A 26,021-nucleotide genomic window follows, 5' to 3' on the forward strand; every position below is an offset into this window, starting at 1 on the left:
TCACCCCTAATCCGCACATTGGAATCGGCATTCAGCTAAGCAAGCGATGACTACACTGGCGGACATGAAACAGACCTATGACATCGTCTTGTTCGGCGCCACCAGTTTCGTCGGACGTCTTACCGCCGATTATCTCGCTCAGCATCACAGCGATCTCCGCATTGCCATCGCAGGACGTAACTGGGCCAAGCTGCAGAATCTACGACTGCCCTTCACTCCGCTGCGTGCAGACGCAGCGAACAAGCAGGAGCTGGATCAACTTGCTCGCAGCGCAAAGGTGATTATCTCCACCGTCGGACCGTATACCCGCTACGGAGACTACTTAGTCGACGCCTGCGCAGAAAGTGGCACCCACTATGTGGATCTATGTGGCGAAGCCCTCTTTATCCGTCGAATCATTGACCGTTGGCACGGCAAGACTGACTCAAAGATCGTCCACTCCTGTGGATTCGACTCGGTGCCCAGCGACATGGGCATGTTTAATCTGTGGCTCAAGTCGGGGCGCAGCACCTTCCGTGAGGTCGTCATGGCCGTCGATAAGCTGCAAGGCGGGCTGTCCGGCGGCACGATCGACTCCATGCGCGAGGTAAGCCAGGATGCCAAGCGGATGCCCAAAGGTGGCGCCATCTTGCACAGTCCATATTCCCTCTCCCCGGATCACACACGGGAACCTGACCTGGGCGCACAACCGGATCTCGTGGCCGAGTACGTCCCGCTGCTGAAACAATGGGCGGGGCCGTTCTTCATGGCAATGTTTAATACGCGAGTTGTCCGGCGCAGCAACGCCCTCAGCGACTACCGCTACGGCGATCAGCTCCGTTACCGCGAGGTCACCCCGACCGGCGAGGGCGTGGGCGGCCAGCTGAAGGCCAAGGCACTGTTGGGAGCAATCGGCGCGGGTTTCGCCACGATCATGACCGAGCCGCTACGCAAGCCCCTCTCCCGCATCATCCCCGAGCCCGGTGAAGGACCCAAGAACATTGATGAAGGCGGGTTCGTCATCACTCACCACGGCGTCACCACTGATGGTCGGTACGTCTCAGGACGGGTCAGCGCGGAGGGCGATCCGGGATATAAGGTCACGGCGATGATGTTGGCCGAAGCGGCAGTCACCCTTGCTACTGCGCCACAGGGATTACCCGCTGCGACCGGAGTGCTCACCCCGGCGACGGGCCTTGGCGAGCCGTATTTAGCGGCCTTGAAGCGAAACGGTATGGCGTTTGGCTGACGGAACGTTCGCGCAAGCCGTACAGCAATCCCACTGCGACGACGGCTTGCCCGGTGACCATGGGGATGGCGCTCAGCTCGAGTTGGATCGGAACAATGCGAAGTAGGAACAGTATTGTGAGCAGGGACTGCAGTCCCATCCCCAGAATCTGTCCTGCGACGATGATGCGCGCGCCAGGGCTGTGAGCTTTTTCCCACACAATCGACATGACCGTGGCGACACCAAGCAGGAAAGTCCACAGCCCAGGAAGGGCGATGAACAGGAACGCCTCCGATCGGACCCCGTCGAGAAACCTCAGCCACCACCACAGTGGCCCGACCTGAAACAGGACGGACCCGCATGCGAGCCGACGGTAAAGTTCCACTCAATCATTCTGTGCCGTCAATGGGATTACCAGAACACATGCGGGAGACATCGTATGTGAAGCTAGCAACAGCGGGCACCTGGATTAGCATTTTTCTCAGCAAATCGCTGCCGAAAATACTCTCGCTCAGAGGGAGCTTCTCGGTCCGGGTGGTGAGCTCGTAGATGCGCCACATACTTTTCGTACTCGCGCTCCCCTACTATTTCACCGAGCCACCACCAGATCGCTTTAATGATGCGCATGGACAACCGGCCCTCGCTCTTCCCACAGCGCCTCAACCTGCTTCTCGACGTCCGTCGCAGCCATACCCGTCGGCGCGAAGTATGCAGATGGGTGGTCTGGCTCTTCAGTGGTCGGGGTGGCCTCTCCTCGGCGCTGAGCTGCGATGGTCTTGGCGCAAACTCTCAGCGCTGCCAGGACAACGATGAGGGTCAGCACCGCGAACAGGACGGATAAGCAGCCCTGGATCATCGAGTTGCGAATGACGGCGTCCATCGCTTCAGGTGTCTTGGCGCTGCCGAACTGCGTGAGGCCTTGGGCCTTGGCATCGGCGAAGCGGTTGTGCTGGGCGAAGTAGCCGATCTTCGGGTCGGAAGAGAAGATTTTCTGCCAGGAAGCAGACATCGTGACGATGAGGTCCCACGCGAGTGGCAAACCTGGGATCCAGGCCCACTTCAGGTAGCCCTTCTTCACTACGATGACCAGCACCAAGCTCAGGGCGATAGCAGCGAGCAGCTGGTTGGCAATGCCGAAGAGCGGGAACAGCACGTTGATGCCACCAAGTGGATCAGTGACACCCATGATGAGGATGGCGCCCCACAGTCCGCACACGAAGATCGTGGAAATCCAGTGTCCCAGCGTCCACTCCGGATCACGGAACTTCTTTAGCCCTGGGACATTGGCGAGAGTGTCGGTCATCATGAAGCGAGCGACTCGGGTGCCAGCATCGACGGTAGTGAGGATGAACAGCGCCTCAAACATGATGGCGAAGTGGTACCAGAATGCTTGCATCTCTGGGTGTCCGAAGATGCTGGTCAGGATCTGGGACATACCAAAGGCGAGGGTCGGCGCGCCGCCGGTGCGGGAGATGATGGAGTGCTCGCCTACCGATTGCGCTGCCGTGGTGAGCTGCTCGGCAGTGATGCCAGCGCCCGGCAAGTTGAGCGTGCCGACGAACTGGGCGGCGGTTACTGGATCCGCACCGGTCAGCGCGACCGGCGCGTTCATGGCGAAGTACAAGTGCCGATCCAGCACCACTGCAGTAATAAGGGCCATGATGGCAACGAAAGACTCCATGAGCATGCCGCCATAGCCGATCATGCGCATCTGGGTCTCCTTTTCCACCAGCTTCGGAGTCGTGCCGGAAGAGATCAATGCGTGGAAACCAGACAGTGCACCGCAGGCGATGGTGATAAAGAGGAATGGGAACAAACTGCCCGAGAAGACCGGGCCCTGACCATTTCGGGCAAATTCGGTAATCGCTGGCATGTGGACCTCGGGGCGGTCGATGAGGATGCCGATGGCCAGCATGGCGATGACGCCGATCTTCATGAAGGTGGACAGGTAATCACGCGGAGCCAGCAAGAGCCAGACCGGCAGGATCGCAGCGACGATGCCGTAGATGATCAGCGCCCACGCCAGGGTCATCTTGGAAAGCGTGAACCATTCCACGCCCCAGGTGGTGTCGGCGACCCAGCCACCAGCGACGATGGATAGCAACAGTAAAAGGACACCAATGACCGATACTTCCATCACGCGTCCCGGACGCAAGAAGCGCAAGTAAATGCCCATGAACAGCGCAATCGGAATTGTCATCGCGATGGAGAACACACCCCAAGGGGACTCGGCGAGAGCGTTGACCACTACGAGCGCGAGGACGGCGATGATGATAATCATGATGGTGATCACGGCAATGATTCCGGCGAAACCACCGACGCGGCCGACCTCGTCCTTCACCATTTGCCCCAACGAACGACCACCACGACGGGTAGACACCCACAGCACGAGGTAGTCCTGGACAGCGCCCGCCAAGATCACGCCGATAACAATCCACAGCGTTCCCGGTAGGTAGCCCATTTGCGCAGCCATGACTGGGCCGACCAGAGGGCCGGCGCCTGCGATGGCCGCGAAATGGTGCCCAAAGAGGACGCGACGGTCGGTAGGCATGAAGTCTTTGCCGTCGTTAAGCTGCTCTGCGGGGGTCGCCCTGGTGTCATCTGGCCGCACGATGGTGCGCTCCACAAATCGCGAGTAGAAGGTTAACGCAATGATGTAAGAACCGATGGCGGCAAAAACTAGCCAAACAGCATTTACTGTTTCGCCGCGGTGGAATGCCAGCACGCCCCAGCCGGCTGCGGCTAGCACTGCGACGATGGCTAGGAAGATCTTCTTTTTCGCCGTCATCGGGCGGCGATCATCCACTCCAACGGGCAGGTCGGTTGCTGTGGAATGCAGGAGGTCAACACCTGCCGGTACCTGCAGCGATGTACTCATGTGTGGCCTTTCGTTAGGCTTTGCGGGTCAGCCTGGTGACGTGAATCACAAATCAGTCTTCAGTAATAAGCTAACAGCTTTTCGATCTGCACCACAATCCTTTACAACTATCACTTGGGTCACATTATTGCCATGGAAAACATACCAAGAGGTCTATCTTTCCCCCTATCGCTACCCCAAAAATAGACAAAGCGGTTTACATAGACTGAGCTGTCCGCTATGTTGGTGTGAAACCACATCAAAAAAGGACGAGATAATGACCAAGTACGACAATTCAGACACCTCCCAGTGGGGCTTTTCTACCCGCGCTATCCACGCAGCTCAACCGGTGGATTCCGACACTGGTGCCCGCAACCTGCCGATCTACCTCACCTCTTCTTTTCTCTTCGATTCCGCCGAGCACGCCTCTAAGCGATTCGACCTCTCCGACGCGGGCCCGGTGTACTCCCGCCTGACCAACCCGACCGTCGCCGCCGTCGAAAGCCGTTTGGCCGACCTCGAAGGCGGTGTCCACGGCGTGCTTTTCGCATCCGGAATGGCTGCAGAAACCGCTGCGATCTTGAACATTGCAGAGGTAGGGAGCCACATCGTGAGCTCACCTCGCATTTACGGTGGCACGGAGACCCTGTTCCAAGTCACTCTCAAGCGTCTCGGCATTGAAACAAGTTTTGTGGAGGACCCTGACGATCCAGAGTCTTGGCAGGCAGCGGTCCAGGACAATACGGTCTGCTTCTTCGGCGAGACTTTCGGCAATCCGATCGCTGATGTCCTCGACATCCCGGCTGTTGCTGAGGTCGCCCACCGTAACAGTGTGCCCTTGATCGTGGACAACACCCTGGCCACCGCGGCTTCCGTCCGCCCCATCGAGCTTGGCGCAGATATTGTCGTAGCTTCGCTCACCAAGTTCTACACGGGTAACGGCTCTGGATTGGGCGGCGTGCTTATCGACGGCGGAAACTTCGACTGGACCGTTGAACGAGACGGAAAGCCCGTCTTCCCCGGCTTCGTCACCCCAGATCCCGCTTACCACGGCCTGCGCTATGCCGATCTCGGTGCCCCTGCATTCGGTCTGAAGGCCCGCGTTGGTGTTTTGCGCGATACCGGTGCTGCCCCATCCGCCCTCAATGCGTGGATCACTGCGCAGGGCCTGGACACTCTTAGCCTGCGGGTCGATCGCCACAATGAGAACGCCCAGAAGGTAGCCGAATTTCTTGCCGCTAACGACAAGGTCGCTTCCGTTAACTACGCTGGCCTGCCAGATTCTCCGTGGTACTCCGTTAAGGAGAAGTTGGGCTTGAAGCACGCCGGATCGGTACTGTCGTTCGATGTCAAGGGTGGACGCGAGGAGGCATGGCGCTTCATCGACGCGCTGAAGCTGCACTCTAACCTGGCCAACGTCGGCGACGTTCGCTCCCTGGTGGTTCACCCTGCATCCACCACTCACTCCCAGTCCGACGAAGCCGGCTTGAAGCGCGCTGGTATCACCCAAGCCACCATCCGCTTGTCGGTCGGTATCGAGGACGCTGCGGACATCATCGCAGACCTGGCACGAGGACTCGAGGCCGTCTAATGTCCACGGTCAGCATCGGAGATTTCACCACGGAAGCGGGCGCGATCATCCGCGACGTCCACATCGCCTACCAGACCTGGGGCGAACGCAAGGAGGACAACGTCATCTTGATCGAGCACGCTCTCACCGGTGACTCGGATGCTGTCTCCTGGTGGGCAGGGCTCATCGGCCCTGGTCTCGCAATCGATACCGACACATTCCACGTGGTCTGCACGAACGTCCTGGGCGGTTGTAAGGGCAGCACCGGACCGGCTTCGGAACACCCCGATGGCGGCCGCTGGGGCTCCCGCTTTCCGGCTATTTCGATTCGAGACCAGGTGGCTGCAGAACACACGGCTCTCAATAAACTGGGCTATCAACACTTCGCCGCTGTCATCGGCGGTTCGATGGGAGGTGCTCGTGCTCTCGAGTGGTGCGCGATGTACCCAGAGGCCGTGCGCTCTGCACTAATTTTGGCCGTTTCTGCTCGAGCTAGCGCCTGGCAGATCGGCATCCAGATGCAGCAGATTAACTCAATCGAGCAGGACCCAGCCTGGCAAGGCGGGGATTACTACGACACTGGATCCGCTCCGCTCCAGGGCATGGGCGTGGCGAGAAAGCTTGCGCATCTGACTTACCGTGGCGAACTGGAGGTCGACGAGCGATTTGGGGCGGATGCCCAAGACGGCGAGAACCCTCGCGGCGCATTCCGCGCTGCCGACCAGCGCTTCGCAGTAGAAAGCTACCTCGACCACCAAGCGAAGAAGCTAGCAGAGCGCTTCGATCCGGGTTCCTACGTCATCCTCACCGAAGCGCTCAACCGCCACGACATTGGCCGAGGCCGCGGCGGCTTAAACAAGGCACTCGCGAACATCACCGTGCCGGTCTTCGTGGTGGGCGTGGATACTGACATCTTGTACCCGTATCACCAGCAAGAACACCTTTCGCGCAACCTGGGCAATCTGCTGGGCATGGGCAAGATTGTGTCTCCTGTTGGACACGATGCCTTCCTCACGGAAACCCGGCAACTAGACCAACTGACCAGGCGGTTCTTCCGGCTTGCTGGCTCGCTAGCTTCCTAGCGCATCCACAGAAACAGCCAGGAAGATCATGATTGCGCCGAGGGTGGCCGAGTAGCCGGCGTCGAAACGCCGAGAGCGCACAGCCAGCACCCCGAGCACTCCCGAATCGCAGTAGACGCGGAGCACGGCCAGCCACATCATGGCAATACCAAATGCAAAGGTGGAGCGGCGCCAGTGCTCGGTGAGCGATAAGACCACCGAAACAACGATAACCACAACAAAGACCAGCAAACCCAATCGCTGGAGTCGAACAGGGACGCGGGAGGCTGGTAAGTCCACATCATGCGGGTTTACCAGTGGATCCGGTCGACGAGATTGTGCCACGCTACTGAGCAGTCAGCTCGGCACGCTCGACGACGTTCCGCACCAGGAATGCTCGTGTCAGCGGACCAACGCCACCAGGATTAGGGGAAACCCAGCCGGCCACTTCCCAGACGTCAGGGTGGACGTCGCCAAGCAGCTTGCCGTCCTTGCGGGAGACGCCGACGTCGAGGATAGCTGCGCCTGGCTTGACCATATCTGCGGTGAGCATATGCGGCTGACCTGCAGCTGCGACGATGACATCCGCCTCGCGGGTCTCGGCGACAAGATCCTTAGTACCGGTGTGGCACAACGTGACCGTGGCATTTTCGCTGCGGCGAGTCAGCATCAGACCGATCGGGCGGCCGACAGTCACGCCGCGACCAATAACGACAACCTTCGCGCCATTGAGCTCTACACCGAAGCGGCGTAGCAAGGAGATCGCACCGTTTGGGGTGCACGGCAGTGGGGCTGGCTCGTTGAGCACGAGCTTGCCCAGGTTGACTGGGTGTAGGCCGTCTGCGTCCTTGGCCGGATCGATAGCCTCGAGCACGGCGTTTTCGTCTAGGTGCTTGGGCAAAGGCAGCTGCACAATGTATCCGGTGCATTCAGGATCGTTGTTGAGCTCCTCGATGACCTTAAGCAGCTCTTCCTGGGTGACGTCAGCTGGCAGATCCTTGCGGATGGACTTCACACCAATCTGCTCGCAGTCGCGGTGCTTCATCTTCACGTAGGAATGGGAAGCGGGGTCGTCGCCAACCAAGACGGTGGCCAGGCCCGGGGTAATTCCCTTGTCCTTCAGCTTTGCCACGCGCTCCGCCAGATCTGCGAAGATCTCGTCACGGTACAGGTTTCCATCAAGCTTGGATGCAGTCATGGGCTCCATTATTCCATGGCCACTGCTTTTCGCCGCCCTCCCCACAAGTATTCTTGGTGTTCATGCACGTCCACTCCCCTTATGCGCACATCATCTTCGAGCATCCCGTCATTCCGCCCAACACGGGCAACGCCATTCGTATGTGCGCCGGAACGGGAGCCCGCCTCCACCTCGCCGGGCCCCTCGGCTTTGATCTTGAGGAAAAGAACTTGCGCCGCGCGGGTCTGGACTACCACGATTTGGCTGATGTTCACGTGCACGCCAGCCTTGACGACGCCTTCGCTGCCCTACCCGGCGCGCGAGTCTTCGCGTTCACTGCGCACTGCGAGAACAACTTCGCGGACGTCAACTACCAACCTGGTGACGTGTTGTTGTTCGGCACTGAGCCCACCGGACTGACGGAATACGCCCTCAATCATCCGCGGATCACTCAACAGGTTCGCATTCCGATGCTGCCGGGACGCCGATCGATGAACCTTTCCAATGCGGCGGCGGTTGCCGCCTACGAAGCCTGGCGCCAGCAAGGTTTCATCGGTGGGTGCTAGTTAGCTCAGTCATTGGCGGGAGTTGGCGACCTCGCAACGTCGCGAGCAGTGCCTCCGCATCCTCGAGTACGAGCTGCTTCCCGCTCATTAACACTGGACCGGGGACGAGGTCGAATCGGACGTCGGCAAGCCCGAGCCATTGCGCGATCGGCCCCCGATGCAGGGTGAGCTCCTGAATGTGCGATGGATCGATCACGCTCATGCGGTGGCTGAACCGCCCCGAGTGGACGACCACGGCGCGCTCGTCCAACAAGGTCACTGACTGCTGGCTTTGGTCGATGGGCGAAACCCACCTCGCGGAGCGTGGGCTGCGGAACTGTGGTGCCGTGGCCCGCTCAGGCTGCACTCGCGAAGCTACGTCATCCGAGGTCAGCGGGCTGAGCACGCACAACATTGCTATGGCTTGATCGCGACTGCCCACGGGCAGCAAGCTCGTTGTGCCAGCTTGCTTATCGTTTGCTCCATACCCGGCGGTAGATACTGTAATTTTCCACCACTTGAACGGTCGCCACAGCAGTGGTTGGGAAATTTTGACGGCGTGGATGCGACGCAGCGGAATGGTTTGCTTGCGCTTATCGGCAAGGCCATAGGAGACGTTGAGGTTATCGTCATCGAGTGTGGCCGTGAATTGCCAGCTCTTGTCTACAATCCCCCACACCCACGGGAGCAAGCCAGCGAAGACTGGAATGACGGCGCCGAACCCTCCGGGAACAGCGAAGACGAACGCGATCGAGACCAGCACGATCAAGCTCGCGGGGTGAATCAGCGCCGCTGCCAGGCTGCGTTCAATAGGAATCGGTGGAATGAGCTCTCCCTCCGCCGTCCGCTCCGGCTCTGTAACTTCCCCGCGTACCCGCGCGACCACTTCAGCCCGCACTGCGTCGGCCTCGGGCTTGGACAGGTACAGGATTTCTAGGGTTGATCCGGCGCCGCCTGCAGTTTCGATGCGTACTTTGGCCACCCGGAAAATGCGTGCGATTACCGGCTCCACCACGTCCACGGATTGAATTCGCTCGTAGCGCGCGGAGCGCAGGTTGGTGGAGATCACGCCGTGTTTGATTTCGACTTCTTCTTCGCCCAGTTTGAAGCCCATTGCGCGCCACCAAATCCCGGATACGATCCAGATCAATGCGCACGCCACCACAAAGGCGCCAACTGCGGCAGCGAACCACCACCATTGGACGTCCCCGCCGCGCACGAAATCGGCAATTCCCTTCAGTCCCGAGGAGTTGATATTCGCGATGAGCACCGCAAACAGCGCTAGGATCGCCGTCCAAAACTTCAGCAGCGGCGTCGCGCGATGAACGTGCCGATACTCGTTCACAGCCCGCTCATCTTCTCCCGCGCGCGCTCGGCCAGGCGGGTGCGCAGGGCGTCGGCGTCGTCGGCAAGCAGCCCGCGCACGGTCGAATCGCTTGTCGACGACGCAGTATGCAGCTCCACATGCTTGAGCCCAAAGGCTCGCTCGACAGGCCCTGCTTTCACATCCACGAACTGGATGCGGCCATACGGCACCACGATGAAGGAATGCCATAGCTTGCCTTTGGTCAGCAGGAGCTCGTTTTCGGTTTCGAGCCAGCCGAGCCTCTTCACTTGCGCAGGGATCAGCCATAGCTCCCACAACAGGAGGAGCCCGAATACCGCGGCGCCGATGAAAAACCACGTGTTGATGAGGAGGCCACAGACAATAAAGGCGATAATCCCGATCACCGTCCACGGCAGTACGACGAGGTATCTAACGGTGGTGAGCTTTGGTGATGCGGAATTCATGCCTTTATCCTACGGAACAAAAACAGCCAGTCCCCATCAACGAGGAGTGGCTGTTGTTCTATTCGCACTTAGAGCAGCGCCGTGGCGAGGAGAGAGCCCACCACACACGACGTGATCACCGAGATGAAGCCCGGGATGATGAAGGAGTGGTTGAGGACGTACTTGCCGATGCGAGTGGTACCGGTCTTGTCGAAGCCGATGCAGGCGAGATCGGATGGGTACGTCGGCAGGATGAAGTAGCCGTAGGCTGCGCCGTAGAAACCTACGATCATTTCAGGTGCCACACCCAATTGGAGACCGATCGGCGCGATTGCGACGAGGGCAGCTGCCTGGGAGTTAACCAGCTTGGACACGATCAGCAGGACGAGAGCGTAGGCCCATGGTGCGGTTTCGACCACGCCGCCGAGGGAGCTCTTCAGAGCATCGATGTGGACCTGGAAGAAGGTATCAGCCATCCAAGCGACGCCGAACACGGAGAACACGGCGGTCATGCCGGCCTTGAACACTGCAGTATTGGCGATCTTTCCAGACTCCACCTTGCAGAAGATCAGGATGAATGCACCAGCGACCAGCATGACCATCTGGATAACCAGGTTCATGGACAGTGGCTCCATGCCCTTCTTGCCTTCGAAGGCTGGGCGAAGATTTTCAAATGCGCCAAGGATGACAACTGTGCCGATGGCGATGAAGAAGGCCCACATGGCACGGAAGGATTCCTTTGGGAAGACCTTGCCGAGCAACGTCTCGGAGGATCCGTACACCAACTTTTTGAACTCTGGGTCCTTCAAACGCTCTTGGAAAGCTTCGTCCTTGTCCAGATCCTTGCCGCGACGCATGGACCACAGGGCTGCGAGCAGGACGCCAGCGAGGGAAGCAGGGATGGCGACCATGAGGATCTGCGGAATCGAGTATGCCTTGTCGATGACTCCGGCATCCTTAGCCAGGATCGAGGCCAGCGAGACGGTTGCCACAGACACTGGCGAGGCCGTGATGCCCATCTGGGCGGAGGTAGAAGCGACGGCCATTGGGCGCTCCGGGCGGATGCCCTTCTTGATGGCAATGTCCTCGATGATCGGGAACATGGTGTAGACGACATGGCCAGTACCGCAGAGCACAGTGAGGAACCAGGTGGTGAGCGGAGCCAGGATGGTGACCAACTCCGGCTTCTTGCGCAGTAGCTTTTCCGCGTATTGCATCATCACGTCGAGACCGCCTGCCTGTTGCAGCGTGGCAGCACAGCCGATGACCGCGATGATGGTGAGCATGACGTCGACTGGTGGTTTGCCCGGCTCGATGCCGAACAGGAACACCATGAGCAGTAGGCCGAAACCGGAAATGAGGCCCAGTCCGATGCCGCCGTAGCGGGTGCCTAGCAGGAGGCAGAATAGTACGACAGCGATCTGGAGGATGATCGCAACCGTTGAGGCTGGGTCGAGAATCGAGGCGAGCACGCCGATCTCCTTTTCTTCTTTTTCAAGAATCCTTAGATTCATCTATTGCATTGCTTTAAACATAGAACTGAATTGATTGAGTTGGAAAGTCCACACGATTAGACATTTCACACACAATCCAAACTTGACTGTCACGTGTTTTATGTGTTTAGGTCTGCAATTCGGCCCGGCTTTGAGCGATCCAGTAGTGTCAACTGATTGACGAACCATTGCCAGCAGGGAGCGCTATGATTTCTTTTCTGAAGATCTTGTGGATCATCGGTATTACCGCCGAAGGTATGACTGGTGCGCTCGCCGCAGGCAAACAGAAGATGGACTTGTTCGGCGTCGCGGTGATCGCCTCCGTGACCGCCATCGGCGGCGGGTCGATTCGCGACATGCTCCTCGGTAATTACCCGCTGTCCTGGGTAGCGGAACCGCAGTATCTGGTGCTGATCTGGGTCGCCGCTTTCATCACCGTAGGCATGCCCTTCCTATTGGAAAACTTCCGTTGGGCTTTCCTGATCCTGGACGCCATCGGCCTATCCGCCTTCGCCGTGATCGGCACCGAAGTTGCGCTCCATCTCGGCCACGGCTTCATTATCGCTACGGTCGCCTCAGTGATCACCGGAGTGTTCGGCGGTGTCATCCGCGATATCTTGTGCAGCCGAATCCCGTTGGTGTTTCAAAAAGAGCTCTACGCTTCAGTGGCCATTCTGGCCACCTGCGTTCACTTTCTCCTTACCTGGCTCGGTGCCTCCCCGATTCTCACTGCGGCAGTGTCGGTCATCGTGGCAGTGACCGTCCGACTGCTCGCCATTTGGAAGGGCTGGGCACTTCCGGTGTTTGATTACCAGGAACGCCCCTCTGCTCAGGAGTGAGCATAAGTAAAATCTTGCATTTCGAACCGTTTTCGGCGCCTTTTCGAGGTGGAAATGCAGGATTTTACTTGTGCTTATCTAAAGTCCCGCGATCCTCGAGAAATCCACTCGCCAAATGCCAGGGGCTCCAGCCGATCCGCCACGAGGGTGGGCGCGCCGGTCGAATTCTGGATAATCCCGCGGATAAGCAGCGCCTTCGAGGTACGCGCCACCAGTTTGTCCCGCGCCCACAGCCCCGGCGAGATCATTACGTTGATCAGCCCGGTCTCATCCTCGAGTCCCATGAAGGTCACTCCCCCGGCGGTCTGTGGTCGCTGTCGGTGCGTAACGACGCCCGCAACCCGAATCCGCGTCCCGTCCGCCACGCTCAACAGCCCAGAAGCTGGTACGACCCCTTGAGCAGCCAGCCCGGCACGCAGCATCTCCATCGGCTGCTTGTCATGGGTCACCCCGGTGGACGCAATATCAGCTACGAGCAGTGCAAATGCATTCATGCCAGGCAATGACGGCGCGGAAATGGCCGAGAGGCCCGGCAGCATTCCCTCGTTTTCGGTGGCAGCCACTCCGGCCTCCCACAGGGCTTGCCGACGACTGAGCCCAAAGCAATCCAGTGCACCGGCCCGGGCTAACGCTTCCGTTTGCGCCACGGATAGCGATGCCCGGCGCGCCAAGTCAGCGACCCCGGCAAATGGCGCGGCGGCTTCCACTCGGGCGGCCGCGTCATCGCCCAACCCATGGACAAGGTTCAACCCCAGCCGGATCTCCCCATTCGGGCAGTCAGCCTCCACACCGGAATCGTTCACCGAAATGGGCCGAATCTTCACCCCATGCCTGCGCGCATCCTGAATCAACGACTGCGGCGAGTAGAAGCCCATCGGTTGCGCGCGCAGCAGCCCGACACAAAATTCCGCCGGGTAATGACACTTAAACCAAGCGGAAAAATACACCAGGCTAGCGAAGGACTGGGAGTGGGATTCCGGGAAACCGTAGGCGGCAAAGGCCACCATCTTATTCCACAGATTGTCGGCAACGGACCCGTCGATCCCGTTGGTCTCCTTCAGCCCCGTATAGAAGCGCTCCTTTAGGGCCGCCATCTTTGCGGGCGATCGTTTGGAGCCCATGGCGCGTCGTAAAGCGTCCGCTTCCGCACCGGAAAACCCAGCGGCATCGCGGGCCATCTGCATGAGCTGCTCCTGAAACAGCGGGATGCCTAAGGTCTTCTCAAGCGCGCGCTTGAGGCACGGGTGATCGAAGGTGACTGGTTCCTCGCCGTTGCGACGCCGGATATAGGGGTGCACCGAACCGCCCTGGATGGGACCGGGACGGATGAGGGCAACTTCCACCACCAGGTCGAAGAACGTGCGGGGCTTCAGGCGTGGCAGCGTGGACATTTGGGCGCGGGATTCGACCTGGAAGACGCCCACGGAATCGGCTTTCGACAGCATGGCGTAGACGGCGGGGTCGGCAAGGTCGAGGTCCCACAGGTTCACTGTGACTCCCTGGTGGGCTAGCACCAGGTCCACCATGTGGTGCAGCGCTTCCAGCATGCCCAGGCCCAGCAGGTCAAACTTGACCAGCCCCGCGGAGGCGCAGTCATCCTTGTCCCACTGCACCACGGAGCGGTTTTCCATGCGAGCCCACTCCACGGGCACCACATCGGCGATGGGACGGTCGCAGATCACCATGCCACCAGAGTGAATGCCCAGGTGGCGCGGCTGTCCCTGGAACTGCGCCGCGAGCTCCAGCACGCGCTGGGGAGGCTCTGCGACACCACGCGACCAAGCATCGCAGCTGCCTTGCGGATAACCGAGCGCGCGCCCAGCATCGCGGATTGCCCCCTTGCGGCGATAGGTGATCACGTTCGCCACCTGCGCCGCATTCTCGCGCCCGTACTTGCCGTAGACATACTGAATCACTTCCTCGCGACGCCCCGATTCGATGTCAATGTCAATGTCCGGCGGACCGTCGCGGTCCGGAGAAAGGAAGCGCTCGAAGAGCAGGCCAGCCTGGATCGGCTCCACCGCGGTGATACCCAGCGCGAAGCACACCGCGGAGTTCGCTGCCGAGCCGCGCCCCTGGCACAAAATGTTTGACGACCGGCAAAAATCCACCAGGTCCATAACAATGAGGAAATAGCCCGGAAAACCCAAGTTCTCGATCACTGACAGCTCATAGGCGATTTGCTTCTTCGCCTGTTCTTGCACCTCTTCGGTGCGGGTGGCGTACCGACCATCGAAGCGCTGCCAGGTTAGATGCGCCAACCAGCTCATCTCCGTGTGTCCCTCCGGCACATCCCAGTGTGGGAGATTCGGCGCCACCAGATCCAGTGTGAAGGCGCACGTCTCCGCGAGTGTCACGGTGTAGTCGATGAGGTCACTGGCGTCCGGTACCGCCTGCCGCAGCACTGCCTCCGAGCGCAGCCACGCCCCACCCACGGGGTGCAGCTCAGGCTCGGCGCGCCCCACATCAAGGCGTAGTTTGAGCGCTGCCTTCGCTGCAGCTAGGCGCGCGTCCGCCCGGGTGGCAGCAGTGGGCATTCCCGACATGATCCCCTGCAGCCCATATTTATCCTGCAATTGACGCAGTTCAGCCAAGCGATCGGCATCACTGGGCAGCATGAGCGCCTGGTGCTCCAGCACCACGTTGCCCACGCCAAAGACAGACACCAAAGCATCTACTGCCGGAAACCACCGGTGATCAGCTAGAACAACCCAGTGCTGGGCGTGCACCCCGAGCTCTTCAAGCGGCGGGTAGCTACACGTATCCTTCGCTCCCCCAGCCATACGAGCCGCAGAGATGACGTGTGAGAGGCGCCGGTAGCCTTCGGGAGACCTGGCGAGGATGGTGAGGGGGGCGTCGATAAGCGAAAGTTCCGCACCAAACACCGTCTTGATACCCGCCTGAGTGGCGGCTTCCGCGAACTTGACCGCGCCGAAGAAACCGTCGCGGTCAATGATCCCAAGGGCGGGCATGCCGAGTTCCACCGCGCGGGCCACCAGATCCTCTGGATCCGACGCACCGACGAGGAAATTGTAGGAACTGCGGGCGTGGAGTTCGACAAAGTCCCCTCGCACGGTAGGGCGAACATCATCCACGGGGGAACCGGCATGCAGCACCGATACGGGCGTCTCCACCTGCCGACCACTGAGGATCTTTTCGAGCTTTGACCAGCTCAGTGGCCGACCATTAAAGCCGACGGGTCCCCCATTCCATTCCATGCCCCCATAATAGCCAGATTAGAACAGGTGTTCCAAAGTTGATGTGGCAAAATTTATCGTGCGTTCGCACCCCTTTTAGCTGGAAAGGAACACGGCCGAACGGGCTATTTTCCGCCACAACCACAATGTGACTAGAGTCACAAATGTAAGCAAAGTTCCCGCTCACCAGCCCACCCGATCCACAATCCGCCCAAAAACAGACCAAGCTTTCTAGACCAAGCTGTACATTAACCGGATGAGTTGCTAGGGTTTTCATCAATAAACAGAACGCTTAGTCTAGAAAGGTAAAAGAAAATGAACCTCCGCCGTACCGCCGCCCTCGGGCTGGCCACCATCCTCGCCGCCACCTCACTCACCGCTTGCGGTCGAGGTGCCTCCGACACGGATGCAATTAAGCTCGGCACCACCGAAGCCGACATGGGCTACTGGTCGGTATTCATCGACGAGGCTGACAAGGCTGGCCTCAAGATCGAGACCAAGCAGTTTGCAGATTACAACACCCCGAACCGCGCGCTCGCCGAGGGTGAAATTGACGCTAACCTCTTCCAGCACCTCAAGTTCCTCTCCGAGCACAATGCCGCTTCCGGCGACAACCTGCTGCCTATCGGCTCCACTCAGATCGTGCCGCTGGCGCTGTACTGGAAGGGCCACAACTCTATCGACGGCATCGAGGGCCAGGACGTCGCCGTCCCTAACGACCCTTCCAACCAGGGCCGCGCCATCAACGTGCTCGTGCAGGCTGGGCTGATCACCCTCAAGACCCCAGGTCTGGTTACTCCTACCCCAGCTGACATCGATGAGGCTGCTTCCAAGGTCAAGATCGTCGCTGTAGATTCCGCACAGACCCCAGCGGTCTACAACGAGGGCAAGCCTGCCGTCATCAACAACACCTTCCTGGAGCGCGCCAGCATCGATCCAGGCCTGGCCGTGTTCAAGGATGACCCGAACTCCACCGAGGCCGAGCCGTACATCAATGCCATCGTGGTTCGCGAGGATAAGGTAAATGACGAAAAGCTCGCTAAGCTTGTCGATGTTTACCACACCGAAGCCGTCCAAAAGGCGCTCGCCGAGGATTCCAAGGGCACATCTGTCGAGGTCAAGCGCGACAAGGAAGACCTGAAGAAGATCGTCGAGCGACTCGAAGCTGACGCAAAGAAGTAAAAGGACACCCGTGACCGACGCATCCCGTCCCGGCACTCGCATCGAGTTCCGGGACATCACCAAAGTCTTCCGCACCGGAAAGAAGACCCTCAACGCGCTCGACGGCATCACCCTGACCGTCGAACCGGGCGAGGTCATCGGCATCATCGGCTACTCGGGCGCAGGCAAGTCCACGCTCGTGCGCCTGATTAATGGCCTCGAGACTGCCACGTCTGGGCAGCTGCTTCTCGACGACATCGATGTCGTCGGCATGTCGGAGAAGAAACTCCGCTCCCTCCGCCGCGACATCGGCATGATCTTCCAGCAATTCAATCTGTTCTCCTCCCGCACCGCGGCTGGAAACGTGGCGTATCCGCTGGAGCTGGCCGGGATGCCGAAGAAGGAGCGTGAGGCTCGGGTCAAGGAGCTGCTTGACTTCGTCGGACTCGGAGACAAAGCAGGCCACTACCCTGAGCAGCTGTCGGGCGGCCAGAAGCAGCGCGTCGGCATTGCTCGCGCTCTCGCCACCCAGCCACGCTTGCTGCTCGCGGACGAGGCCACCTCGGCACTCGACCCAGAAACCACGCATGACGTGCTGGAACTGCTGCGCCGCGTGAATGAGGAATTCGGCATCACTATCGTCGTGATCACCCACGAGATGGACGTAGTGCGTTCCATCGCCGACAAGGTCGCTGTGATGGAGGCCGGCAAGGTGGTCGAATATGGCAGCGTCTACAACGTGTTCTCCGACCCTCAGACGGCCGTCGCCCAGCGCTTCGTGGCAACCTCCCTGCGCAACACTCCGGACATGGTGGAGTCTGACGAGCTGCTGCGCCGACCAGGGCGCATCTTCACCATCAATCTCACCGAGGAAACCGGCTTCTTCGCGGCCGCCGCCGAAGCCGCCCCGGCGGGAGTGAACATCAACATCGTCCACGGCGGCGTCACCACGCTGCAGCACCACTCCTTTGGCAAGGTGACGGTGCAGCTCACCGGGCCTGACGACGCCATCGAGAAGTTCTACCAGTCGGTATCTGCCAATGCTGAGGTTCAGGAGATCAAGCGATGAACGAGACTATCCTCGCAGCTAACTGGGATCGAATCGGCGATTCTTTCGTCACAGCGATCATTGACACCCTTTACATGGTGTCCATCACCATGGTCGCTGGCGGCATCTTTGGCCTGATCCTGGGCATCTTGCTCTACACCACTCGCTCTGGCGGCATCCTGCAAAGCAAGCCGGTGTATTGGCTGCTCAACGTCCTGGTGAACTTCGTCCGCCCGATCCCGTTCATCATCCTGATCGCGTTCATCGGCCCGCTGACCAAACTGGCCATCGGCTCCACCATCGGTATCGATGCCGCGACCTTCGTGATGTCGGTCGCCGCTACCTTTGGTGTCGCTCGCATCGTCGAGCAGAACTTGGTCGCTATTGATCCAGGGGTTATCGAAGCCGCCCGCGCGATGGGCGCCTCCCCATGGCGTATCATCCGCACCGTGATCATCCCTGAGGCTCTCGGACCACTGATCCTCGGCTTCACCTTCATCTTCATCGCCGTGGTCGATATGTCTGCGATGGCCGGCTACATCGGCGGCGGCGGACTGGGTGACTTCGCCATCCAATACGGCTACCGTTCCTTCGACACCGAAGTCACCTTGGCAGCAACCGCCGTAATCATCGTGATCGTGCAGATCGCGCAGCTGCTGGGTAACACACTGTCGAAGAAGATCATGCGCCGATAGTAAGCGTTGGATTTGTGGTTCCGTTTGAACAGATTTTGTCCATTGAGATCGACTGAAAAGCGATCCCAATGGACATTTCTGTTGAAACCCGAAAATTTTCTGGCCAGAACTTATAATTAACAGCAATTCGATATCAATGTGATTTCTGTTTATCGAAGTTCAACTCCGGTGCAGTCATTGAACCAACAAAGACGTTGGTTTTCATGCATTGGTGGATCGACCCAATCCTGCAACCACTGACTGTAAACAAATTAGGAAATGTCAATTGGAATTACGGATGACCAATCATGAATCGGCAATTTTGTTTGAAAAGGGCTTTCTGCTGGGAGCCCCTCTCCCCGAAATCATTCTCGCAGCCATTGGGATTTGGAACATGCAGAATGATTATCCAATCGACGAGCCGACCTGGAACCTTTTGATCTCTTCAAACGGATTCACGTTTCCAATCGCCGTATTGGTTTCATTGATCCTAGGATTCACACCAATTTCAAACTATCTTGCTGAACTGCTCCTCATTGTGATTGGTACAACCGGGCTGTTTTTCTTTGGCGATCAATTTAATGGACCAATATTCTTTTTGGCCTTCGTGATGTTCGCTCTCAAGGCTTTCGTACTCTCGGGTTTGCTCACCCTTGCCCGAAAAATGATTGCCATTAGGCTCCGCTAAGTGCCGCAATACGTGGTGTATACCTCAGCCGTCTGTTGATATTCAGCAGGCGGCTTTTCGTATGGCCGTAGCAAGACAGCGTGCAGCTCTTCGAATGGCCGCAGATCACCTTCGTTCGCTGCGTCCAGGGCGCGCTGAACCACGAAGTTACGCGGGATGACCTGCGGGTTCTCCCCTTCCAAGGAAGCATGCGCCAGGGTGTGGTCCTTGCCTGCCAGGGACGCGAACCACTCGTTGATCTTCGCCGGATCCGGAGTTCCTAGCTTGCGGGCAAACACCTGTTGCAAGGCATCGGAAAAGAGACTGACAAAGTCGCCACTAAAGCCCAATTGCGCGAGATTCCACTGCAAAATCGCAGGTTGGCGGCCATAGGTGTAGCGACTCTGCGTGTCGATGGAGCTAAAGCTTGCAGCGGGATCGTGCATATCTAGGAACGCGCACGGACCATAGTCGAGGGTTTCACCAGAAATCGACGTGTTGTCGGTGTTCATCACGCCGTGAACGAAGCCGATGCCCATCCATTCCGCCACCGTGCGGCACTGCCGCTCCGCTACCGCGTTGACGCCGCCCGGGAACAGCGACCAGGCATATTCTTCCAACCGGGCCTGCATGTCGGGCGTACCGTTGTTTCGCACCAATTCGAAGGTTCCGACCCGCAGGTGCGAACGCGCCACGCGCACCACTACCCCGGCCGGCACGACCATGCGACGCTGGATTTTTCGGCCCGTGGTGAGCACCGCCAGCGCGCGGGTCGTCGGAATGCCGACGGCGTGCATGTACTCAGAGATCAGGTACTCCCGGAGCATCGCGTCCAGCGGCCCGCGGCCGTCGCCGCCACGGGAAAACGGGGTGCGACCCGTCCCCTTTGCTTGGACCTCGTAGCCCTGGAAGGTGCCGAGAAGGAGGGCACGGCCGTCGCCAAGCAGCGGGTTGTACTGGCCGAACTGGTGGCCGGCGTAGGCGAGCGCGAACCCGCCCGCCTGCCCGAGGAGGTATTTCACGCCCTCGGCGGAGCGCAGCCAGGAAGGATCGAGTCCGAGATCACGGGCGAGAGGTTCGTTGAGAATGAGCAGCTCGGGGCTGGGGGTATCCTCGCCGCGAGCCGGGTAAGCAAGCTCGGGCAAGGCCTCGGCGATGGGGAACTCGGGTTTCATGCTGCCCCAGTATAGGAATTATCTTAAGGTCGAGGTATGAAGAAGGTTCTCGGCTGGGTTGCTGCAGTGGTCGCCGCCGCTTTCCTCGTCGCAATCCTGTTGGCACTGTTTGGATACACGGAAGCGCTCACCACATTCCTCGGCGGTCTGCTGCTGGTGAGTTTTATGGCCTTTCCAGTCGCCTTCATCGGTGGAATCGCGTACCTGTCACGGCGCAAGAATGAGGCCGAAAAATGGACCGACGGCAGAGTCGGTGTGGGTACGGTCCAAAGTTTTAGGCACACTGGCCGATACGGAAACATCCGTACCTACGCCATCAGCATGCTGGTGGAGGGCGAGGATGGCCAGGTGTTCACCGGCACCATGAACCCACAAGTCGGACGCCGCAACCTGCGAAACCTCGCTCCGGGAGTCCGAATGCCAGTCTGCTACCAAGCTGCATTCCCACAGCGGCTCCACGTGCCCCATGGGCCATTGATCGGCCGGGCGCAGCTGTTCTATGAATACGTCCGACAGCGCGACGGTCTTATCAGCCCGACTGCGCTGGAAGCCAAGTACCGTGGACTGCCCTGCCGAGCTACTGTGCAAGGAATCCACCAGAGCGGTTATCGGGAAGGCGCGATGATCCAGTGGATCCTGGATCTGCAGGTGTTCACTCCAGACGGCCAGCAATTTCATAGCTCAGCGCGAGTGCTTGCCACGGAAGCCCAGTACGAACTCATTCGGACCGCGCGCTACTTGGAAGCGAAGTACGCACCGCACGACACCAGCGAAGTTGCCGTCCGAATTCCACCCCAGTAGCCGACCTGGATAACTTCCAGTAGTTTTTCACTATGCGCCGGTTTCTAATAGCATTTCTGCAGCTCATGGTGGTTGCAGCCTTCATTCGCTGGTCGGTTTATGTCTTTGCGGTTGACACCAGCGCAGGGGGATTCTTTACCGAGAACAGTTTGGGCATAGCTTTTGGTATCAGCTTCTTTGCCCTCATTTTTGCTCTTTCTTTCCTCGGCTCGTTGTACCCGACAAACCTCGCCAAGTATTGGAAAGACGGCAAGGTCGGTGTAGGAGAAGTACAAACATACGAACACCGAGGACTGAAAAATGGGGTGCGTAACTACCGCATCGCTATGCAGGTGGAGGGAGAAGACGGCGCAGTGTTTGATGGCATTCTCAGTGTTCCAGTTGGCAAGAGGCGGCTCCCGGCGCTACACCAGGGGCAGATCCTGCCAGTGGTCTACCGAGCCAAAAAGCCTAAGCAGCTGTACGTTCCCCATGGCCCATTGAAAGAACGCGCTCAGCTGTTTTATGACTTCTACTGCCTCCGCACCGGCAGAGTGGACCAATTGACTCTCAATGCGGGCTATTACGGTCTGCCGGGTCGCGCAGTGATAGCCCAAGAAATGAGTGACGGCCTCGTTTTCCCTGGAAAGGAACGTTTGCACTTAGATCTCAGCGTGTTCACCCCGGACGGGCACCAGTTCCCTTCCACTGCAACGGTGCTAGTAGATGCATACCAAAAGGATGTCCTTCACCAGGCGCGTTACCTGGAAGTTAAGTACCTACCGGAAGCCCTTGAAAAGGTTGCCGTCCGTATTCCCAAAGCTCCAAAGGTGGGTTAGGGTGCCAAGTATAAGGGAGGAAAAACGATGAACAGTTTCGAGAGTTGGCTCGCCCAGAACAGGCTAGATCAGGCGCTAGCGCAGGGCACCGTTTTCCAGGAAACCATCGGATTCAACGACGGCTGGACCGACATCGTCGGCAATGAGCTGCGCACCCGCGGTTGGACTGGCGACGGCAGTGGTGGCGGCGGCGGTTTCTACGGCGGCTCGAACAACAATAATAATAACAATAATAACAACAACAATAATGGCTGACCTGCAGTTATTTCACCAAGCGATCAAGCTGACCTTCGTCCCGAACCAGTATTGCAACTTGGGATGTAGCTACTGCTACCTCGGCGATCTCACCGAGAACCGAGATACCTACGACGACGTGGTCTCCCAGTTTCACGCTATCGCCCGGCATCTAGAGCACCAGGGCATTCTCATCGACGCGCTCCTCCTCCACGGCGCCGAAATCTCCCTTCTCCCCCAGCCGGTCCTCCGGGAGCTCTTCCAGGCTTATACGGACTACCGCGCTCGGTATAAGTCCGAGTTCAAGGCCCTCGGCAAGCGCACCAACAGCCCGATCCACATCAAGACGAACCTGTACAACTTCCACGTCCTTCGCCCACTGTACGAAGAGTTTCAGGTCTCCATTTCCGGTAGCTTTGACCTCCCTTTTTCGCTGCATGAGGAACTGCGGACCACTAAACAGGGCAAGTCCACTTTGCAAAGGACACTGGACAATGTTCTGTTGCTCAAGGACTACCCGTACCCGAAAGGCATTAGTTGCGTCGTCGGCAAGCCACATCTACTGCGCATTGACGAATTCATCGAGAACATCGAATGGCTCGACGCCCAGGGCTTTGACATGTGCACCGATTTCTACATCATGTTCGCCTATGACAGTGCTAATGCGAACTACAAGTCACAGCTCACGCAGGAAGAGATGGTTGAATTCCTTAACAGGCTGCGAGAGCACTTCACGGGCACCAAATTCGAGCGCGCCATCTACTACGAGTGGTTCAAGGAATTTACCCATGACTACTGCACCAATCAGATCAACTGTGGCACCAACAATTTCCTCGCTCAAAAAGACGGCGATGTGTACCCGTGCCACCGCGGTCAGGCCGAGCCAGATCTGAAATTCGGGAACATCATCCAGCTGGGCATGCCGGAGCTGGTCGCTTCCGGAGAAAAAACCATCCAGAAGTACGAGGCAGCCAACGAACCACTCTCCAAGGAATGCCGCGAATGCCCCTGGTTCTACCTGTGTTACGCCGGCTGCCCCATCGAGCGCAACAACACCCGTGGCAACAAGTCCTACACGTGCGCGCTCCAGAAGGAACTCTATAAAGCGCAGCCCGACCGCTTCCCGCCGAAACCTGAATTCAGCCGCCGCCAAGTGGATGCCTTCATCCGGCAAAATCAGCCACACATCTACGACGACCTCACCGTCCCCCGCCTGATGAACTTCAACCCCGAGCTCCTCGACCCAGCCAATTCTCTCCCCGCCCTCATCCAGCGTGACGACGTCCTGCAGGAGATGTTCCGGCCCGGCGCGATCAAGCTCATCGTGAACGGGCAGGCCACGGACCTCTACTCTTCCCACCTGTATGGGCGGATGACACAGGTGACGTTGTCGCCAGAGGATAGCGTGCATGTGGCCGTCGATAAGCGCTATTGGGCGCTAAACGGCGGCGACCTTGGCAACGCCATCAAAGTGCAGCTGCTCTCCGATTCGCCGGTGGTGTACGGCGACGAGCAGCGCACCAAGATGAGCCACGTGGCCACGTTCGATGCGTACCCCGCGCAATTGCAGGAGCTTAGCGACGCCTGGATCCTCGACCTCACGCCGTTCTTGCGACTGCACGCTGCAAGTTTCCTGCCGGACTTTGGGAATTTGATCTCGGTGACCACCCTGCGAGCGCGGGAGTACCACTACTCCAAGCACGGCAAGAACGCGTTCTACCACCTGGAGACCATCAATTTGCCGTTCCCGGAGTTTCGGTTTGAGTGGGGATGACCTGCACTTTTGCGAGTAGTATGAAGGGGAGGAGTGATCACGATGAAGAAGTTTCTGAAGGTACTCGGAGCGCTGCTGGGAATCCTGATTTTGCTGGTAGCGATTCTGTTTGGTGTTAATGCCTACAACCGGCACAAATACGCTGTGCCACCCCTCGGCGAATATCAAACATCCGACCAGATCCAACCAGTTCAGGGCGAGTATCTGAACGGTTTCCACTTCACCCCTACAGACAAGCGACACAAAGGCGTTGTGGTTACTTTCGGAGGCTCCGAAGGCTCCCCTGATTACGGCCGGGCGAAGCAACTGTGGGAGGAAGGCTACGAAGTCTACGCCCTGTTCTTCTTCGGTCAGCCGAATCAGAAAGAATCCCTTGCCGAGGTTCCACTGGAGTTCTTTGACGAGGTCACTGCCCTCATCCCAGAAGGTCCGGTCACTGTGATCGGCACGTCCAAAGGTGCCGAGCTGGTGGCGAATCTGGCGGCACGGGGCGCCAAGATCGATCACATCGTGCTGTACACCCCGACGGAGTACACCTACCAGGGCCTCGCCTATGGCAAAAAGGAGATGTCCTCGTTCGCCAAGGACGGGCAGCCGATCCCATACCTGTCTTTTAGGAACTCAGAGCCAGGAGCATCGATGAAGATGTTCCTGGATATGATGCTGGGCTTGCCGATCCGTTACCGCGAAACATACTCCACCATCCCCGCACGCGCCGACAACACTGCCGAGGCCCGCATCCCGATTGAGAACTTCCAAGGCAACGGGCTGGTCTTCGCAGGCGATCAGGACGCCATGTGGCAGGGCGAGGTGGCAGCGCGTGGGCTCGCCGAGCGTAACCCACGACTAGAAGCTCACGTCTACCCCGACGCTGGCCACATGTTCTCCGAGGACATCACCGAATTCGGACGAAGCTGGGAGAAGATGTTCGGCGGGACTGTGGAAGGCAACCGCGCAGCCAAACAAGACTCGGAGCGGGTGCTGATGGACAAACTCGCCACCTGGCACCGCTGAGCAATTAACGCGTCACCTGGTCCAGCCTGGGGTTCAACTCTCAAAACCCCTGATAGACTTCTGCTCCGGCAAAGGGTCTGCGACGTACCGCTGGGGTTCAACTCTCAAAACCCCTGATAGACTTCTTTGAAGCCAGCGCCATTCCTCCTCGGCGCTGGGGTTCAACTCTCAAAACCCCTGATAGACTTCAGATCGATGCACTACAGAAGACCTTCATGCTGGGGTTCAACTCTCAAAACCACTGATAGACTTCTCGTTCCCGCGTTGCTTGCCGACAATATGCTGGGGTTCAACTCTCAAAACCCCTGATAGACTTCGACGCAGGCCAGAGGCGGTTAACGTGTTGCTGGGGTTCAACTCTCAAAACCCCTGATAGACTTCGGCGCGCTGTTCCTGCAAGCGTTTGTTAGCTGGGGTTCAACTCTCAAAACCCCTGATAGACTTCTCCCGCCCACCACTCGGCTTGATTTCCAGCTGGGGTTCAACTCTCAAACCCCCTGATAGACTTCCGTCGGGGAATACATCATCGACTTCGAAGCTGGGGTTCAACTCTCAAAACCCCTGATAGACTTCTCCGAAATCGTGCGGTCACCATGCCCACGCTGGGGTTCAACTCTCAAAACCCCTGATAGACTTCGCGGAAGCCGGGCGTGACGACGCGGAAAGCTGGGGTTCAACTCTCAAAACCCCTGATAGACTTCGGCATGGGCAAAACCATCATCACGCTCAGCTGGGGTTCAACTCTCAAAACCCCTGATAGACTTCCCGACGTATTCAATCCCCGCGACCTGTTGCTGGGGTTCAACTCTCAAAACCCCTGATAGACTTCCACGCCGAGGCATGAAGCGTCGTGAGCGGCTGGGGTTCAACTCTCAAAACCCCTGATAGACTTCCAGGCTTCGACAACGACACAAAGGCAGAGCTGGGGTTCAACTCTCA

Annotated in this window: 24 protein-coding genes and 1 CRISPR repeat array (1 of these 25 only partly in view); of the genes, 14 read left to right on the forward strand and 10 right to left on the reverse strand. The window is 58.6% G+C overall.

The genetic code is table 11. From position 1 onward, the window contains the following. Positions 1–64: 64 nt before the first annotated feature. Entirely contained in the window at positions 65–1,228 is a 1,164-nt protein-coding gene (locus CKALI_RS09495; RefSeq protein ID WP_231580454.1) for a saccharopine dehydrogenase family protein, read from the forward strand. On the opposite strand, the gene CKALI_RS09500 is transcribed toward CKALI_RS09495, so the two are convergent. The 3 genes from CKALI_RS09500 to CKALI_RS09510 all read right to left on the reverse strand — a co-directional run bounded on the left by CKALI_RS09500 (position 1,158) and on the right by CKALI_RS09510 (position 4,085). Next, complete coding sequence (locus CKALI_RS09500; RefSeq protein ID WP_156193123.1) at positions 1,158–1,592, reverse strand: hypothetical protein; 435 nt, start codon at positions 1,590–1,592, stop codon at positions 1,158–1,160. The two genes, CKALI_RS09495 and CKALI_RS09500, sit on opposite strands and share 71 nt — an antisense overlap. Positions 1,593–1,654: 62 nt before the next feature. Further along, complete coding sequence (locus CKALI_RS09505) at positions 1,655–1,834, reverse strand: YbdD/YjiX family protein (RefSeq protein WP_156193124.1); 180 nt, start codon at positions 1,832–1,834, stop codon at positions 1,655–1,657. After that, positions 1,821–4,085: a carbon starvation CstA family protein gene (locus CKALI_RS09510; RefSeq protein WP_156193125.1), complete on the reverse strand. Its 2,265-nt coding sequence runs from the start codon at positions 4,083–4,085 to the stop codon at positions 1,821–1,823. Before CKALI_RS09510 ends, CKALI_RS09505 begins: the two co-directional genes overlap by 14 nt. 253 nt (positions 4,086–4,338) lie before the next feature. Between CKALI_RS09510 and CKALI_RS09515 the strand changes: the two genes are divergently transcribed. After that, the gene (locus CKALI_RS09515) at positions 4,339–5,655 is read left to right on the forward strand and encodes an O-acetylhomoserine/O-acetylserine sulfhydrylase (RefSeq protein WP_156193757.1); all 1,317 of its coding nucleotides are present in this window, start codon (positions 4,339–4,341) and stop codon (positions 5,653–5,655) included. Then, positions 5,655–6,716, forward strand: a complete 1,062-nt coding sequence (gene metX / locus CKALI_RS09520; RefSeq protein WP_156193126.1) for a homoserine O-acetyltransferase MetX — start codon at positions 5,655–5,657, stop codon at positions 6,714–6,716. Before CKALI_RS09515 ends, metX begins: the two co-directional genes overlap by 1 nt. Here the strand turns inward: metX and CKALI_RS09525 are convergent. Both CKALI_RS09525 and CKALI_RS09530 read right to left on the reverse strand, forming a co-directional pair. Further along, complete coding sequence (locus CKALI_RS09525) at positions 6,705–7,040, reverse strand: DUF3017 domain-containing protein (protein ID WP_156193127.1); 336 nt, start codon at positions 7,038–7,040, stop codon at positions 6,705–6,707. The two genes, metX and CKALI_RS09525, sit on opposite strands and share 12 nt — an antisense overlap. Position 7,041: 1 nt before the next feature. Beyond that, entirely contained in the window at positions 7,042–7,893 is an 852-nt protein-coding gene (locus CKALI_RS09530) for a bifunctional methylenetetrahydrofolate dehydrogenase/methenyltetrahydrofolate cyclohydrolase (protein WP_156193128.1), read from the reverse strand. Between the two features lie 62 nt (positions 7,894–7,955). Here CKALI_RS09530 and CKALI_RS09535 point away from each other — a divergent pair, with 62 nt between their 5' ends. Beyond that, positions 7,956–8,438, forward strand: coding sequence for a tRNA (cytidine(34)-2'-O)-methyltransferase (locus tag CKALI_RS09535; RefSeq protein ID WP_156193129.1), 483 nt, complete (start codon positions 7,956–7,958; stop codon positions 8,436–8,438). Here the strand turns inward: CKALI_RS09535 and CKALI_RS09540 are convergent. The 3 genes from CKALI_RS09540 to CKALI_RS09550 all read right to left on the reverse strand — a co-directional run bounded on the left by CKALI_RS09540 (position 8,422) and on the right by CKALI_RS09550 (position 11,659). After that, positions 8,422–9,762 carry a PH domain-containing protein gene (locus CKALI_RS09540; protein WP_156193130.1) on the reverse strand — a complete coding sequence of 447 codons (1,341 nt, stop codon included), beginning with the start codon at positions 9,760–9,762 and terminating at the stop codon, positions 8,422–8,424. The two genes, CKALI_RS09535 and CKALI_RS09540, sit on opposite strands and share 17 nt — an antisense overlap. Then, positions 9,759–10,208, reverse strand: coding sequence for a PH domain-containing protein (locus CKALI_RS09545; protein WP_156193131.1), 450 nt, complete (start codon positions 10,206–10,208; stop codon positions 9,759–9,761). Before CKALI_RS09545 ends, CKALI_RS09540 begins: the two co-directional genes overlap by 4 nt. Before the next feature lie 68 nt (positions 10,209–10,276). Beyond that, the gene (locus tag CKALI_RS09550) at positions 10,277–11,659 is read right to left on the reverse strand and encodes an anaerobic C4-dicarboxylate transporter (RefSeq protein WP_156193759.1); all 1,383 of its coding nucleotides are present in this window, start codon (positions 11,657–11,659) and stop codon (positions 10,277–10,279) included. Between the two features lie 227 nt (positions 11,660–11,886). Here CKALI_RS09550 and CKALI_RS09555 point away from each other — a divergent pair, with 227 nt between their 5' ends. Then, on the forward strand, positions 11,887–12,519 hold the full coding sequence (locus tag CKALI_RS09555; protein WP_156193132.1) for a trimeric intracellular cation channel family protein: 633 nt from the start codon (positions 11,887–11,889) through the stop codon (positions 12,517–12,519). Between the two features lie 74 nt (positions 12,520–12,593). Here the strand turns inward: CKALI_RS09555 and CKALI_RS09560 are convergent, their stop codons facing one another. Continuing rightward, positions 12,594–15,737 (reverse strand): error-prone DNA polymerase, encoded by a 3,144-nt coding sequence (locus tag CKALI_RS09560; RefSeq protein WP_156193133.1) that lies wholly within the window; start codon positions 15,735–15,737, stop codon positions 12,594–12,596. 294 nt (positions 15,738–16,031) lie between these two features. Here CKALI_RS09560 and CKALI_RS09565 point away from each other — a divergent pair, with 294 nt between their 5' ends. From CKALI_RS09565 to CKALI_RS09580, 4 genes are all read left to right on the forward strand, one after another. Continuing rightward, the gene (locus tag CKALI_RS09565) at positions 16,032–16,898 is read left to right on the forward strand and encodes a MetQ/NlpA family ABC transporter substrate-binding protein (protein ID WP_156193134.1); all 867 of its coding nucleotides are present in this window, start codon (positions 16,032–16,034) and stop codon (positions 16,896–16,898) included. A gap of 10 nt (positions 16,899–16,908) precedes the next feature. After that, positions 16,909–17,946, forward strand: a complete 1,038-nt coding sequence (locus CKALI_RS09570) for a methionine ABC transporter ATP-binding protein (RefSeq protein ID WP_156193135.1) — start codon at positions 16,909–16,911, stop codon at positions 17,944–17,946. Further along, positions 17,943–18,620 carry a methionine ABC transporter permease gene (locus tag CKALI_RS09575; protein WP_156193136.1) on the forward strand — a complete coding sequence of 226 codons (678 nt, stop codon included), beginning with the start codon at positions 17,943–17,945 and terminating at the stop codon, positions 18,618–18,620. The genes CKALI_RS09570 and CKALI_RS09575 overlap by 4 nt, the downstream gene beginning before the upstream one ends. A 277-nt stretch (positions 18,621–18,897) precedes the next feature. Next, positions 18,898–19,287, forward strand: a complete 390-nt coding sequence (locus tag CKALI_RS09580) for a hypothetical protein (protein ID WP_156193137.1) — start codon at positions 18,898–18,900, stop codon at positions 19,285–19,287. Here CKALI_RS09580 and CKALI_RS09585 read toward each other — a convergent pair. Then, a complete protein-coding gene (locus CKALI_RS09585) occupies positions 19,284–20,441 on the reverse strand; it encodes a protein adenylyltransferase SelO family protein (RefSeq protein ID WP_156193138.1) in 1,158 nt (385 codons plus the stop codon). The two genes, CKALI_RS09580 and CKALI_RS09585, sit on opposite strands and share 4 nt — an antisense overlap. 36 nt (positions 20,442–20,477) lie before the next feature. Between CKALI_RS09585 and CKALI_RS09590 the strand changes: the two genes are divergently transcribed. From CKALI_RS09590 to CKALI_RS09610, 5 genes are read left to right on the forward strand one after another with little or no spacing between them, the layout of a single operon-like run. Beyond that, positions 20,478–21,242, forward strand: coding sequence for a hypothetical protein (locus tag CKALI_RS09590; protein ID WP_156193139.1), 765 nt, complete (start codon positions 20,478–20,480; stop codon positions 21,240–21,242). 32 nt (positions 21,243–21,274) lie between these two features. Further along, entirely contained in the window at positions 21,275–22,060 is a 786-nt protein-coding gene (locus CKALI_RS09595; RefSeq protein WP_156193140.1) for a hypothetical protein, read from the forward strand. A 27-nt stretch (positions 22,061–22,087) separates the two neighbouring features. Then, on the forward strand, positions 22,088–22,315 hold the full coding sequence (locus CKALI_RS09600; protein ID WP_156193141.1) for a hypothetical protein: 228 nt from the start codon (positions 22,088–22,090) through the stop codon (positions 22,313–22,315). Next, positions 22,308–24,068, forward strand: a complete 1,761-nt coding sequence (locus tag CKALI_RS09605) for a radical SAM protein (RefSeq protein WP_231580455.1) — start codon at positions 22,308–22,310, stop codon at positions 24,066–24,068. The genes CKALI_RS09600 and CKALI_RS09605 overlap by 8 nt, the downstream gene beginning before the upstream one ends. Before the next feature lie 42 nt (positions 24,069–24,110). After that, positions 24,111–25,082, forward strand: a complete 972-nt coding sequence (locus tag CKALI_RS09610; RefSeq protein ID WP_156193143.1) for an alpha/beta hydrolase — start codon at positions 24,111–24,113, stop codon at positions 25,080–25,082. Between the two features lie 25 nt (positions 25,083–25,107). Further along, positions 25,108–26,021: a CRISPR direct-repeat array (repeat unit 36 nt; unit sequence GCTGGGGTTCAACTCTCAAAACCCCTGATAGACTTC) (it continues 2,069 nt past the right edge of the window).

The organism is Corynebacterium kalinowskii (assembly GCF_009734385.1).
Classification (GTDB): domain Bacteria; phylum Actinomycetota; class Actinomycetes; order Mycobacteriales; family Mycobacteriaceae; genus Corynebacterium; species Corynebacterium kalinowskii.